This window comes from Chitinophaga solisilvae (assembly GCF_009928525.1).
Classification (GTDB): domain Bacteria; phylum Bacteroidota; class Bacteroidia; order Chitinophagales; family Chitinophagaceae; genus Chitinophaga; species Chitinophaga solisilvae.
Map to the genome: position 1 here is coordinate 55,098 of NZ_JAABOK010000015.1, position 13,530 is coordinate 68,627.

A 13,530-nucleotide genomic window follows, 5' to 3' on the forward strand; every position below is an offset into this window, starting at 1 on the left:
TATGAAAAAAATCATCCTCACGCTGATGCCCGCCGTGCTGCTGTCTGCCACCGCTCTGGCGCAGCAGCCTGCTACCCTTTCCGGTAAACTGAATGGAAAGGATATTACCACGCCCCTGCACCTCAAAAATATGACAGGCGCAGATCTGCTGGTTCCTGTAAACGGTGACGGCACCTTTAAGGCGAACATTGCGTTACCTGCAAAAGGATTTTATTCCCTGACCCATGTCGGGCAGGTATACCTGGAACCAGGCTACCAGCTTGAGATTACCACCGGCCCCGACAGCGCCTACCGTTTCAGCGGAAAAGGCAGCCTGGAAAACAATGCCGTTACAGATGCCCGGAAGGCATTGTCGGCCTTTGTCAGCACAGATGCCGAAGGTCAGCTGGGTCAGGAATCCCTGTACATGCCTGTTCCGGAATTTACCAGTAAGATAGACGCCTTCGTAAAAGCCGGACAACAACAGTTCGCGCAGTCACCCAGCGCATTTTTCCGGGAAATGGCCGGCAAAGACCTGCTGTATTACAGCAAATACCAGCTGGCACATTACAGTCTCTATTACGGAACAGACCTGAAGAAACAGGAAGCGTTCTTCAAACTGATGCAATCCGGCGACAGGAAAGATACCTCTTTCAGCCGCCGCATGGAGGAAGCCGCCATGAGTATGCACGTGAAAAGACTCGACAGCACAGAACGTAAGCTGCTGGATAAACTGTCGTTAACCGACTGGGACAAGAACGATGCAGCCCTGTTTCAGCAATCCGCCTGGTACAGGCAAATGGTGGATCAGTATCTTTCTGTGATCCAGTACTCCAAGTACAGGCATCTGTTTGAAACCTCCATTCATAACGATAATATGCGCCCGCTGATAGGACTCCATATTTCAAGAGGCGAGATCACCAACCCTTTCATGCTGGAGTACTTTACTTATGCCGGCACCAGAAATGCGCTGAAAATGCTGCATGACAAACCCGTTCGGGATAGTCTGTACAACAGCTACATCGCTACGGCAAAGCATCCTGCCCACCTGAAAGAGATCCGGGAAATATACAGGAATGCCAATACCTACGGCGACAATATGCCTGCACCGGATTTTTCCTATGAAGATATCAACGGAAAAAAAGTGGCCCTGAAAGATTTGCGCGGGAAATATGTATATATAGATGTGTGGGCCACCTGGTGCGGTCCATGCAAAATGGAAATTCCACATCTGTCGAAAATAGAAGAACAGTATGCGCACAAAAATATCCGGTTTGTAAGCCTGTCAGTTGACACGCGGGCAGACAAAGGCAAATGGAAAGACTTTGTTCAGAAAGAAAAACTGAAAGGCATACAGCTGCTGGCAGATAAAGATTTTCAATCCGACTTCATCCAGAAATTCAACATCAATGCCATTCCCCGTTTTATACTGATTGGCCCTGACGGCCGGATTATAAGCGCAGATGCACTGCGGCCATCTAATCCGGCGTTGAAAACACAGTTTGATAAATTGGGAATTTAAATTACGAATTGCGAATTGCGAATTACGAATGTAAGCACGAAGATTAAAACGAAGATTGAAAATGGTATTGAATAATTATCAGCTTCAATCTTCGTTTTAATCTTCGTGCTTACATTCGTAATTCGCAATTCGTAATTCGTAATTAATCATTAAATTGTCATGTTTCATTTTCCCACATAGGATTTTAAGAAGATATCGATAACTTGTTAATGATCGACCGTTTATCTGCCCCTACGAAACCCAAAATCTGATGAAAATTCCAAACCCGTTATGCATGGCACTTGGTGCAGCTTCCCTGTTATTATTTTCCGCCTGCAGCAAATCAGCACTTATCTCCCCCGATCAGGAAAAAGAACCTTTATCTGGCACGCAGCAGGTAACGGCCGCCGCCGCTACGCCCATAGGCACGGTTATTTATACCAGCAATGGGTATAAACTTACTTTTACGAATAATGCCGGCGGTTTTGATGATGCCACCCGTCAAAAATTCGTGGATATGTATTTCAGTATTTATCCGCAGTTGCTAAATCGATTTTATACTAGTGCCACCAAACAGGTTACTTTTGTAATTGACCCCAGCTACAACGGTGTCGCCTATACGTCAGGAACCACGGTAACGTACAGCGCCGCCTGGATGAGCAGCCACCCGCAGGATGTGGATGTGCTGACGCATGAAATCATGCATGTGGTGCAGGCATACACCGGCGGCACACCCGGATGGCTGACAGAAGGAATTGCAGACTATGTACGTTATAAATATGGCGTGAATAACGGACCTGCCGGCTGGTCACTCCCCGCCTGGTCTTCTTCCCAGTCGTACACAGACGCCTACCGCGTGACGGCACGGTTTCTCGTATGGCTGGAACGGCACGTGCGCGCCTCCATTGTTAATGACCTGAACACCGCGCTGCGCAACAAAACCTACAGCAGCAACACCTGGGTACAACTCACCGGTAAATCCGTAGACCAGTTATGGACAGACTACTCCAATAATCCGGCATTATAATTCACTCAAGTTATCATAGCATTGCCGCAATTATTCTCTAATCAGGGAATGATGAACAGTCGATCAAACTTTCAGGCAATGATATGTATACCGGTTACCGGCTGCCTGTCAGGATGGGCCGGTAACCTTCTATTGTATTGCCCGTTGCCTGTCTGCCGGGAGGGATATACCAGGAAGTAAAAATATCTCCTCTCCGCTCCTTCATTCGTAATTCGCCATTCCTCATTCGTAATTCTCCTGCCCAACTTATATTTTCATACAATCTTCTGAGATCCGAACACTTTTCCCCCGGTATTCCTGGGGACCTTTGCAGTACATTAAATCTACCAGCATGAAAATTGTACTTACAGGATCTCTGGGGAATATCAGTAAACCACTCACGGAAATACTGGTGAAGGAAGGCCACGATGTTACCGTTATCAGTACAGATCCTGACAAACAGGGGCGGATACAGGCGATGGGCGCGCAGCCTGCCATTGGCAGCATCAGCGACCTTCCCTTTCTGATTAAAACCTTTACGGGCACGGATGTGGTTTATTGCATGAATCCGATAGACTTCACCGCACGGGACATGCATACCTGGAACCGCAACATGGATAATTTCAGCGAAGCCATCAGGGTAACCGGCGTAAAGCGTGCCATCGTACTCACCGGCTGGATAGCGCACCTGTTACGCTCCATCCATCCGGAGAAAAGATTTCAGGCACTTCCGGATACGGCTGTTACCTTTGTACGGCCAGGACCTTTCTACAGTAATTTCTATCATCTTAAAGACATGATCCGGCAGCAGCGTATGATTGTATCGAATTATGGCGGGGAAGATATGGTGGCTTTTGCAGCTCCTGAGGATATCGCCGCTGCCATTGCAGCTGAAATGAATACTCCCGCAGCAGCTGGCCTGCATGTACGGTATGTGGCCAGCGAAGAACTGACCTGCGCCCAGGCAGCGCAAATCATCGGTGAAGCCATTGGCATACCAGATCTCCGGTGGATAATACTTCCCCCCGGCCAGGTGCAGCAGGCCCTCGAAGCTACCGGCGTATCGCCCGAAGCGGCCGGATTATTGATAGAGATGCAGGAAAACATGCATAACGGAAAAGCCCAGCACGACTACTACCTGAACAGACCCGTATTAGGGAAACGGAAACTGCGGGATTTTGCCAGGGAGTATGCAGACTGGTACCATCAAAACTAAACAGCATGACCGGACACCTTCCCCTGAGAATAAAGAGCATCCAGGAATTCCTGCAGCTGAGAGGCCTGCCAGGCACCAGGCACCCGCTTATCAGCATCATCAATATCGCAGAGCTGAAAGAACAGCCCAGGCAGGTAGATATTCCGGTGACCACCGATTTATATTTCATCGGTATGAGCAGGTTTACACAGGTTTGCCTGAAGATGAAATACGGACAGCAGGAATACGATTTTGATAAAGGAGTGATGAAATTTATAGCCCCGGGGCGGATATTCGGTTTTAACACCGGTCACCCAGAAGAAATAAACCTGTCCGGATGGCTGCTGATACTGCATCCGGACTTCCTCTGGCATCATCCGCTGGCATCGAAGATAAAGCAATACGGCTTCTTTGACTATTCCGTCAATGAAGCCCTGTTCCTGTCTGACAGTGAGGAACAGACGATCTTCAGGTTGTTTGAAAATATAGCGCAGGAATACAATACGCACACAGATACCTTCAGCCAGGAAATTATCCTCTCCCTTATTGCATCCCTGCTGGGATATTCCGCACGCTTCTATCAACGCCAGTTCATTACACGTAAAATCATGCACCATGGCATCCTGCACCAGCTGGAATCCATACTGGAAAAGGCGTTTTCGCCGGAAGCGCTGGAAGCAAACGGCATCCCGACGGTAAAGGAGATATCCGGCCAGCTGAATATTTCTCCCAATTACCTGAGCAGTCTGCTCAAAACACTTACCGGCAACAGCACCCAGCAGCATATTCAGGAGAAGATAATAGAGAAGGCGAAGGAAAAACTTACCATGACAGATTTATCTGTCAGCGAAATCGCTTTCCTGCTGGGATTTGAATACCCCCAGTCTTTTTCCAAACTGTTCAGGTCCAGGACAAAAGTTTCCCCGCTGGAATTCAGAAAAGCCGGCAGATTTTAACCCGGCGTCCAATATATCCGTGCCTGTTATATACCCCTCCATTCCGCCCGCCATCTTATTCTGCAGGAAACATATAATTAATACTGACAGGATAAATTTTAACGGATCTCACGATTTACTCCATAAAAAAGTTGCTAATTTGCACCAGCATTATTTCCTGTTAAACAAACGCACTGTATATTGATTACTTAACCTGCCAGCTTTCATTTATCCGGAGCATACCTGTTGTAGCATCATCTTGCCATTTTAAAATAAATCTGATATCTATGAATTTTCGAGTTAAAAGTCTTTCTTTTCTCCTGTTATTGTTCGTTAGCGCCTTATCTGCCTCCGCCCAGACTTCCGGTACCTTTACCGTAGGCGGGGATCTTGACAAATTTTATCCGGTAATATTCGAAGATGGCGGCTGGAATACCAGCACGGCTTCAGAGTTGGAAATAGGCCGCTCTGCCGTACACCGCGATGCCCAGTGGAGAGGTTCCCTGATTGCTAAATTCCGGTATCATACTACAGCCTGGGGTAATTCATCAGAATTTATTGATGCGGATATCCGGCAATATAACAATGCCAGTGTCAGCCCCTACAGCATTTTTGTTGCAGGCTGGAAAGATGCTACCTATTCCAATAATAACCGTCAGATTATTATCTGGCTGCGTGGCAGTACCAGCTATGATTATACTTCCAGGTATCCTGTTACCCCGTCTATATTTGACGGCGTCAGCAAACCTTTACCCTACGCAGAGCCGGGTGGTCCGCAGCATACCTTTAAAACAGCGGTCGATAGTTACGTGAATGACCAGGGCAAATCTTACGGATCGGCATTCTTTACCAGCTATAAAAGATGGACCAGCAACTCCTGGGGGCAGGCCATTAAACTGAATGCCGGGCAAGCCATGGAATTTGACGCCGGCGCTACCAAATTCGGTATGGGCGCATCTTCCGGCACCATTTTCTATATATTTACCACCGGTGCTGATGATATGAGCCAACCGGCCACCTACCGGCTGACGATGAACCTTAACGGTGAAATGGGCATCGGGGTAACACCGGTAACAGGCGTTAAACTGGCGGTAGACGGCACTGTGGGCGCCCGCAAGGTAAAAGTATCACAAGGCAGCTGGTCCGATTTTGTTTTTCACGATGATTATAAATTACCTTCCCTGCAGGAGGTGGAAAAGTTTATCAAAATCAATAAACATCTCCCCGATATCCCTTCTGAAAAAGAAGTAACAGAAAATGGTCTGGACGTAGGTGAAATCAATAAAAAGCTGTTACAGAAAATAGAAGAACTGACCCTTCACCTGATCCGCATGGAAAAACGGATACAGGAGCTGGAAGCCGCGGGTAAATAATATAGAGCATTTACGGATTTTGGGATTTTGGGATTTTGAGATTTTAAATGCAGCGGAGATATTCGGGGAAATCTCCGCTGCATTTAAAATCTCAAAATCCCAAAATCCCAAAATCCGTAAATCTCTATCTTTGCCTCAATGAATTACCAGATTTTTGAACCGCATAGCGACCTGGCGGCACTCGTAGCATGTTACTGGACACTGGAAAGCCCGAAAGAAAAAACGCCGGAGAAAAACACCATCGTTCCGGATGGCACGATGAAAATGATTTTCCACTATGGCGACCTGTATAAACGATATACGGAGAACGGAGACAGTACCCTCCTGCCAAGATGCTTTGTAATCGGGCAACTGACCGGACCGCTGGAGGTAGAACCCACCGGAGAAACAGGTACCTTCTTCGTCCGGTTTCATCCATACGGCTTCCTGCCGTTTACTACCATTCCCCTGAAAGAAATGGAAAATACGGCTGTACCGCTGGATAAACTGTTCGGTAAAGCCGGAACAGCAATTGCACAAAAGATCTTAGCCGCAGCTTCCTCCGCTGAAAGAATAAAATTAATTGAAACATTTCTGTTAAAACGGCTGGCCCATACCCAGACCATTGACCATATTGTAAAATCAACGGTAGACACCATTCTGACGGCCAACGGACAGCTTTCCGTAGACGAACTTTCCAGGCAGACACATATCAACCGCCGGCAACTGGTACGTAAATTTTCTTCAGCCATCGGTTTAAGTCCGAAGCAACTGTCGAAAACCATCAGGCTGCAGGCCACCCTCAAAATGCTGCTGAACAACAAACCCGGCAGCCTTATTGCGCTGGCTTACGAAGGCGAATATTACGATCAGGCGCATTTTATCAAAGACTTCCGGGAATTTACCGGACTAACGCCCAAAGAATTTTACGGAGAACACCTGAAGATGTCGCTGATCTTCGACCAGGCAGAATAACATTGTCCCATTTTTACAATTTTATGCTTTCCGCACATCCTAACTTTGCTGCCGGACATAAAACATATGACAATGGAAAACATAATTACCTTCTTTGATATTCCTGCCGTAGATTTCAACCGGGCAGTCACTTTCTACAAATCCATCCTGGGCCTGGAAATCAATGAAACCGAAATGTATGGTACCAAAATGGGCTTCTTCCCCAGCGACGGCACCAATGTGTCCGGAGCAATTGTACAGGGCAACGATTACAAGCCTTCCGCCGATGGCGTAGTAGCCTACCTGAACGGCGGCAATGACCTGCAGACCGTATTGGATAAAGTAGCAGCAGGCAACGGGACCGTGATTGTTCCGAAAACACACATCAGCCCGGAAGTAGGATACATCGGCATGTTTATTGACACGGAGGGAAACAAAATGGCCGTTCATTCCATCAACTGATACCCATGAAAATATCCGTGCTGCATTTCCTGAAAGACCTGGAAAACAATAACAACCGGGAATGGTTCAATGACCACAAAAGCCGCTTCACCGATGCCCGTGAGGAGTTAATTCTGTTTGTGGAAGAACTGATAAAAGAGATTAGTGTCTTTGATGAAGAGATCGGCAAAGTAGACCCGGCGAAGTCCATCTTCCGGATATATCGCGACACCAGGTTTTCACAGAACAAAGATCCTTACAAAACCAATTTCGGTGCAAATATCGGCGTTAAAAATGCCGGGTACTACCTGCATATACAACCCGGACAATCCTTCCTGGCAGGTGGCATCTACATGCTGGAAAATGATAAACTGAAAGAACTCCGGAATGAGATTTCCTATAATGCGGACACCTTTCAGCAGATCATGAACGAAACATCCTTCCGCGGGTATTTCGGAGGGTTAAGTGAAGAAGAAAAACTGAAACGTGTTCCATTGGGTTTTGATAAGGAAGATCCGATGGCGGAATACCTGAAACTGAAACATTTTGTGGCTGTCCGCCCGGTTACGGATAAAGAACTGCTGGAAAAAGATGCTCCCGGAAAATTTGCAGCCATGTATAAATCACTGAAGCCGCTCAAGGATTTTCTGAACACGCCTTTCCGCTAAAGTACATGAACACCTGACGAAAGATAGCCTGAAGCCCCTGCTGTATTCACCATACAGCAGGGGCTTTTTCCATTTCCGTTTTTTACATATATTTAGATAACAAAGCCCTGCCAGGCGGTTATAAGTAAGCCCCCGCCAGCCAGGGAAAGAAATTACCTTTAGTCAATACGGCGACGCCATCCGCAACAGCCTGTCAAGTGTAGTGAATCAGCCGTTCATCTATCTTTCTTGTTACCGGCCGTTGTCAGCCGGATAACAAACGAACTTACCAGGACCGTAACAACAGCTAAATAAAAAATATACCGGTTATGAAAATAAAAGCATTTGCCATCATGGAGAAGAACGGGAAAGCGGTGCCGTTTGAGTATGAAAGAAATGTGGGAGCCAACGAGGTAAGGGTGAAAATTATTTACTGCGCTATGGCAAGGGGGGATGTCCAGTTTATCAGTGACCACTGGGGCGACACCAGATTTCCCTTTGTTCCGGGTCACGAAATTGTGGGAATTGTGGAGGAAACCGGCGCCCATGTAACGGCATTAAAGGTGGGCGACCAGGTGGGGGTTGGCTATCAGCTGGAAGCGTGCTTTGAATGCGATTACTGTAAAGCTGGCCTTGAGCAGTTTTGTCCGCAGCAAAAAGTAATCGCCGTACACAGTTACGGTGGCCTTGCCGGGCATATTGTGGTAGATTACCGGTTTGCCTTCCTGCTTCCGCCGGGGCTTCATCCCGTAAATGCAGTCCCGCTGCTGTCTGCCGGCCTTACGGTATATACCGGCATTATGCGGGCCCAGCTACCACCCCATGCAGTTGTCGGGGTACTGGGAGTAGGCGGCCTTGGCCAGCTGGCCATACAGTTCTTACATAAAATGGGGCATGAGGTATATGCCTTTTCCCATTCTCCTGAAAAGCAGGCGCTGATCCGGCAGCTGGGAGCTGAATACATAGCTGGTTCCGGCGCGGATGACAAGGCTGCCGTGAATAAGCCATTCGATTTTATTATCTCTACGCTAAGTGTACCATATGATCCGGATGTGTACCTGAAAATGCTCAGGCCCCAGGGAAAGTTGTGCCTGGTAGCTTCGCCGCAGCAAAAGCAACCGCTTTCGCTGGGCTTACTGTATGACTATGCACAACGGACCATTTATGGAAATTATGTAGGCAGCCGCAGGGACATGACAGCGATGCTTGATTTTGCGGCAACGCATCAGATTGAAAGTATGGTAGAGGTAATGCCCTATTCCCATGCAGATCAGGTGAATGAAGCCATTGATAAAGTAAGCAACGGGAAAGTCAATGTTCGTTTAATACTGGAAAACAAAGCATAACATGAATTCACAGGAAAAAATCTTAGCCTGTTACAACCAGGTGGCGGGCGACTATGCCGCTGACCGGTGGGACGAGTTATCAGGGAAACATTTTGACCGGATGCTGCTGAAGGAATTTGCAGCCGTCAATAAGGACAGGGGGCTGTGCGCCGACTTCGGCTGCGGGCCGGGGCAGACAACCAGGTTCCTGTATGACCATGGTCTTACAGACATCGTCGGGATTGACCTGTCTCCGGAAATGGTCAGCGCTGCCCGCGGGCTTTCGCCCGGAATAAAATTTGAGACCGGGAACCTGCTGGCAATCGCTTACCCGTCAGCAGCGCTCGGCAGCGCAGTTGCCTTTTATGCAATTGTGCATTTCAGCCCTGAACAGGTCAGGCAATGTTTTGCAGAAATAAACCGGGTACTGAAAACAGGAGCGCATTTTTTATTTTCCTTTCATGCAGGAGACGAGGTGGTACATTTTGACAAAGCGCATGACAAAGATGTGGATGTAGACCTGTTCTTCTTCCAGACAGATGATATAGCCGCTTTACTTGATGAAACAGGATTCTTTATCATCGATGCCATAGAAAGACGCCCGTATGAAAACGTGGAATACCCGAGCAGGCGGGGTTACATCTGGGCCGGAAAAAAATAAAAAAGTCTAAAGTACTTGTGGTACGGTCTTTACATAATTAAGGAGCTCCATTTTCCATTGTAAAACCATTTATACTTTACATTGTCAATTCTCCATTCGTCCGCCTTCCGGTGCAGGACAAAAAGGTATTCGGCACTGCATCGGTTGTTTGTCTGAAAATAAACTTCTGCCTTACTTTTCGACTTTATCTCCGCCTTTCCGGTTGTTTCCTGTGTTATCCCGTCATATTTTGGCGGCCATCCGAAAGAAGTTGCCTGCCCTCCGTACACTCTTCTTTTGTCGGTGGTAAATTGCTGAAAAACCGGATCATATGCTTCACGGTATACCGCGAAATGATCAATTTTTCCTTCCTTGTCATTTTGCTGCAAAGTAAAGATGCGGCCTTCTATCTCGTTCATCTGAACGGCAAATGATCTGGCAATCTGTACCAGCTGATGTTCCAGGGCAGTATTAATTTCCGGCTGAGTCATTTCACTATATTATTTTCTGATGCAGACAAAATTAGGTGTAAACCTGTGCCGCTCCAATTTTTCCTTCAGGAAATTAAAAAACAAACTACTATCTAAATACCCTTATATCAGCATTCAGCAAAACATGTAGTCGTTTTGTAGTCGCGTGTTCGGATGTATGTAGTTAGTATGTAGTCGTCTGAAAACCAGATGAATCATGTCGGGTGATTACTTTTGCTGCCGTACCCCCGGCGCTTGTTTTCAGATAACGGCAGCGCCACAAAAAAAATAAAGTATGATCAGAAAGATGAAGCAATCAGCCGGCGTGTTGTTATTATTACTCGCAGCCTCTGCTATGCTCCGGGCACAGTCCTCCCCTTCGCTGCACCTGGTGTATGACGACTATTCCGGGAAAGGCACGGGCCTTACCTACCGTAAAAACGGACAGGTAATGCAGCTGACGGATGGTAAGACGCATGCGGGAGCAACGGCCATTGCCGTATCCGGCGATGATGATTATGTGGCCGGTTACCAATACAATGCGGCGGGAGAACCTGTTGCTACCTACTGGAAAAACGGGAAGGCGGTTGCACTCAGTGACGGGAAAACATATGCCAAGGCAACCGGCATCAGTGTATCCGGAGCGGATGTACATGTGATTGGCAATAATGGAAAGGAAGCTGTATACTGGAAAAACGGGAAGGCAGCTTCCTTCGGGGAAGATACCAGGCTGTCGGCCATTGCCCTCAGCGGAAGCGATGTTTACATTGCCGGTTACCAGGTAAATGATCAGGGAGACTATGTTGCCACCTGCTGGAAGAACGGAAAGGCTCAGGTGCTGACCGCCGGCGACAGGAGTTCTGAAGCGCATGCAGTTGCGTTGTCCGGCGATGATGTATATGTTGCAGGCTTCGCCCTCGATGCCGCAGGCAGAGAAGTTGCTATCTACTGGAAAAACGGTGTGCCTGTCACCCTTCCGGGCGGCTGCCGGGCGGATGCCATTGCTGTTGCCGGGAATGAGGTGTATGTAACCGGTATTGACAGGAATGAAGCAGGCGCCAATATTGTAGTCTGCTGGAAGAACGGTACACCGGTGAGGCTCACCAGCGGGAACGAGGCCGCCGGCGCGGGTGTGAAGGCCATTGCCGTATCGGGCAGTGATGTTTATGTAGCCGGCTACCTGGATGGCATTGCTACCTACTGGAAAAACGGGACGGCGGTAAGTATTCCTGATGTTATCGGAGGCATAACGGGAATGGTTGTACGTTAATCTGTTGCTTATTTATCAGCAGCAAAAAAATTATTTAGGACCATACAATATTAAAATATACAACTACTGATTTGAACCGTCCATTTCGCAGATGCGAAATGGACGTTTTTTTTTCATACATATACTGCTATCGCGCTGCATGCATAACAGGCTTCAATTATGGCTGCCTGCACCTGCAATATTTATAAGTTAAAACAGCTAAATACCTGATTCCCGGTAGTTTGCGGGAACGTTAAAATAATTGTTATAAAAAAAATTTGATTAGAATTAATTAAAAAAAATATTACTTTTGGTAACGCATTTACAAAATGTATTTGCAAATAATCCAGAACCCATTATAAACAGAGAAAATAACCTATTTACATTTTACGAATACCTATTTATTAAATACAAAATAAAAGACACAATCCCATTGATTGATCAGTATTCTATAATATAAGGATTAAAAAATAATCCTTGTACTGTAAGCTGTACCAATAACCATGCATTCGTGCAGCTTTTTTTTGAATCATTGTTTTACCGGAAACGCGCCACCATGGCGCAAAGTATAATTTCGCCGTTATTTCTCGGTTGAGACGGCGTATTGCTTATTCCAGCATATAGTAGTCCCTTTCATTATTTCTGCAGGCGTGCAGCCGTGCTGCTAACGTCTATGCATACACGTAAGTATTCATTTCGTTCGGGAATGTTAATTTCTTGTGCTTATGTAACTTATGCTAAATAATATCGTTTAAATTAAACAGGAAATACTATGCAAGGATCAAACAGAAGAACAATGTTTTTCGTGGCAGAAAAACAACACATGCCAGCAGAAAAATGGGAATTTGAAATTGTTCATGCCAGAGATGTCAATACCCCTGCGGAAGTAGCTACCGCACTGCAAGATTGTCAAAAGAATTACGGACAGCATTTTTTTATTCCGGTACTGACAGATCCCTTTGAGTACAAGGAAAAAGACCAGGTAATACCACTGCAGCCGGAGCAGTTGTTCTTTATGGATTACACCCGGCCGGAAGACATTGACCAGGCGCGTATTCTGGAGATTGGTCTCGGATCAGGCATATTAAGTATGTTCTGTTTACACAAGGGAGCCAGGCATTGTACCGGGCTTGACATTAACCCCAGAGCGAAAATATTCTGCGGCTATAACACCCTGCTCAACAACCTGGACCACTTACTGGAAATTAAAGACGGCAACGTAGCAGATGTATTTGCGCCGGTAGCCGGCAACAGATTCGATTTCATTTATTCCAACCCGCCGTTCGAGCCCACCCCGCCCGGCATGGATTACTATTTCAATTCTGCCGCAGGCATCTACGGACTCACCTTTGTTGATGCATTGCTGAAGGATGTTGACCAGTATCTGTCGGACAATGGTGTTTTTCAAATGGTCACCATGGCTCCCGGAAATGAACAGGATGCCTTCATGTTATATGAACTGATTGAGAAGCATCTGCCCGGATCTGCAGTAGAAGTGATTCTGGATCTGCAACCGATTACCTATGATGCTTTTGTTGACAGGTTCGTATCTATTTTCGGAGAAGATGCACAAAGCATACAGCTGATGAAAGAAGAAGCCGCGAGGAACGGCGTCTCACATCTGCATATGCTGGTGCTGAAATACAGAAAAGGAGTAAAAGGAAATATACAGACAAGCAGAACTCATAAAACTTATGAAACATGGTCATCACCGTTAGGTGTAACCAATACTTTATACAGTTCTCTTGCATTATAAACGGAACTATTCAATGTTATTTGCTTATGCCGCCATGCCATTAATAACCACCAACGGATAAGACGCCCTCCGCCGTCATC

General features: G+C 46.7%; 13 protein-coding genes. 12 read left to right on the top strand and 1 reads right to left on the bottom strand.

The features are described from left to right. Nucleotide 1 precedes the first annotated feature (1 nt). From GWG06_RS30470 to GWG06_RS25150, 10 genes are all read left to right on the top strand, one after another. The gene (locus GWG06_RS30470; RefSeq protein ID WP_202183113.1) at nt 2-1,501 is read left to right on the top strand and encodes a TlpA family protein disulfide reductase; all 1,500 of its coding nucleotides are present in this window, start codon (nt 2-4) and stop codon (nt 1,499-1,501) included. Between the two features lie 274 nt (nt 1,502-1,775). Beyond that, nucleotides 1,776-2,507 carry a basic secretory protein-like protein gene (locus tag GWG06_RS25110; protein WP_127033668.1) on the top strand — a complete coding sequence of 244 codons (732 nt, stop codon included), beginning with the start codon at nt 1,776-1,778 and terminating at the stop codon, nt 2,505-2,507. A 331-nt stretch (nt 2,508-2,838) separates the two neighbouring features. Continuing rightward, the gene (locus tag GWG06_RS25115) at nt 2,839-3,702 is read left to right on the top strand and encodes an NAD(P)H-binding protein (protein WP_160716878.1); all 864 of its coding nucleotides are present in this window, start codon (nt 2,839-2,841) and stop codon (nt 3,700-3,702) included. A 5-nt stretch (nt 3,703-3,707) separates the two neighbouring features. Continuing rightward, nucleotides 3,708-4,637 carry a helix-turn-helix domain-containing protein gene (locus GWG06_RS25120; RefSeq protein ID WP_160716880.1) on the top strand — a complete coding sequence of 310 codons (930 nt, stop codon included), beginning with the start codon at nt 3,708-3,710 and terminating at the stop codon, nt 4,635-4,637. 266 nt (nt 4,638-4,903) lie between these two features. Continuing rightward, nucleotides 4,904-5,989, top strand: a complete 1,086-nt coding sequence (locus tag GWG06_RS25125) for a hypothetical protein (RefSeq protein ID WP_160716882.1) — start codon at nt 4,904-4,906, stop codon at nt 5,987-5,989. 138 nt (nt 5,990-6,127) lie between these two features. Then, a complete protein-coding gene (locus GWG06_RS25130; RefSeq protein ID WP_160716884.1) occupies nt 6,128-6,943 on the top strand; it encodes a helix-turn-helix domain-containing protein in 816 nt (271 codons plus the stop codon). Nucleotides 6,944-7,015: 72 nt separating this feature from the next. Continuing rightward, nucleotides 7,016-7,384, top strand: coding sequence for a VOC family protein (locus tag GWG06_RS25135; RefSeq protein WP_127033653.1), 369 nt, complete (start codon nt 7,016-7,018; stop codon nt 7,382-7,384). A gap of 5 nt (nt 7,385-7,389) precedes the next feature. After that, the gene (locus GWG06_RS25140; protein ID WP_160716886.1) at nt 7,390-8,031 is read left to right on the top strand and encodes a DUF2461 domain-containing protein; all 642 of its coding nucleotides are present in this window, start codon (nt 7,390-7,392) and stop codon (nt 8,029-8,031) included. Between the two features lie 308 nt (nt 8,032-8,339). Beyond that, nucleotides 8,340-9,356 (top strand): NAD(P)-dependent alcohol dehydrogenase, encoded by a 1,017-nt coding sequence (locus GWG06_RS25145; protein ID WP_160716888.1) that lies wholly within the window; start codon nt 8,340-8,342, stop codon nt 9,354-9,356. A 1-nt stretch (nt 9,357) separates the two neighbouring features. After that, entirely contained in the window at nt 9,358-9,996 is a 639-nt protein-coding gene (locus GWG06_RS25150) for a class I SAM-dependent methyltransferase (protein WP_160716890.1), read from the top strand. Between the two features lie 29 nt (nt 9,997-10,025). Here the strand turns inward: GWG06_RS25150 and GWG06_RS25155 are convergent, their stop codons facing one another. Next, entirely contained in the window at nt 10,026-10,466 is a 441-nt protein-coding gene (locus tag GWG06_RS25155; protein ID WP_160716892.1) for an NTF2 fold immunity protein, read from the bottom strand. Nucleotides 10,467-10,740: 274 nt separating this feature from the next. On the opposite strand from GWG06_RS25155, the gene GWG06_RS25160 reads away from it, so the two are divergent. Both GWG06_RS25160 and GWG06_RS25165 read left to right on the top strand, forming a co-directional pair. Next, a complete protein-coding gene (locus tag GWG06_RS25160) occupies nt 10,741-11,715 on the top strand; it encodes a hypothetical protein (protein ID WP_160716894.1) in 975 nt (324 codons plus the stop codon). 751 nt (nt 11,716-12,466) lie between these two features. After that, the gene (locus GWG06_RS25165; RefSeq protein ID WP_160716896.1) at nt 12,467-13,450 is read left to right on the top strand and encodes a methyltransferase; all 984 of its coding nucleotides are present in this window, start codon (nt 12,467-12,469) and stop codon (nt 13,448-13,450) included. The last annotated feature ends 80 nt before the right edge of the window (nt 13,451-13,530 follow it).

Coding starts and splice junctions, on each gene's coding strand:
- GWG06_RS30470 (WP_202183113.1), top strand. CDS start 2: ATGAAAAAAATCATCCTCACGCTGATGCCCGCCGTGCTGCTGTCTGCC.
- GWG06_RS25110 (WP_127033668.1), top strand. CDS start 1,776: ATGGCACTTGGTGCAGCTTCCCTGTTATTATTTTCCGCCTGCAGCAAA.
- GWG06_RS25115 (WP_160716878.1), top strand. CDS start 2,839: ATGAAAATTGTACTTACAGGATCTCTGGGGAATATCAGTAAACCACTC.
- GWG06_RS25120 (WP_160716880.1), top strand. CDS start 3,708: ATGACCGGACACCTTCCCCTGAGAATAAAGAGCATCCAGGAATTCCTG.
- GWG06_RS25125 (WP_160716882.1), top strand. CDS start 4,904: ATGAATTTTCGAGTTAAAAGTCTTTCTTTTCTCCTGTTATTGTTCGTT.
- GWG06_RS25130 (WP_160716884.1), top strand. CDS start 6,128: ATGAATTACCAGATTTTTGAACCGCATAGCGACCTGGCGGCACTCGTA.
- GWG06_RS25135 (WP_127033653.1), top strand. CDS start 7,016: ATGGAAAACATAATTACCTTCTTTGATATTCCTGCCGTAGATTTCAAC.
- GWG06_RS25140 (WP_160716886.1), top strand. CDS start 7,390: ATGAAAATATCCGTGCTGCATTTCCTGAAAGACCTGGAAAACAATAAC.
- GWG06_RS25145 (WP_160716888.1), top strand. CDS start 8,340: ATGAAAATAAAAGCATTTGCCATCATGGAGAAGAACGGGAAAGCGGTG.
- GWG06_RS25150 (WP_160716890.1), top strand. CDS start 9,358: ATGAATTCACAGGAAAAAATCTTAGCCTGTTACAACCAGGTGGCGGGC.
- GWG06_RS25155 (WP_160716892.1), bottom strand. CDS start 10,466: ATGACTCAGCCGGAAATTAATACTGCCCTGGAACATCAGCTGGTACAG.
- GWG06_RS25160 (WP_160716894.1), top strand. CDS start 10,741: ATGATCAGAAAGATGAAGCAATCAGCCGGCGTGTTGTTATTATTACTC.
- GWG06_RS25165 (WP_160716896.1), top strand. CDS start 12,467: ATGCAAGGATCAAACAGAAGAACAATGTTTTTCGTGGCAGAAAAACAA.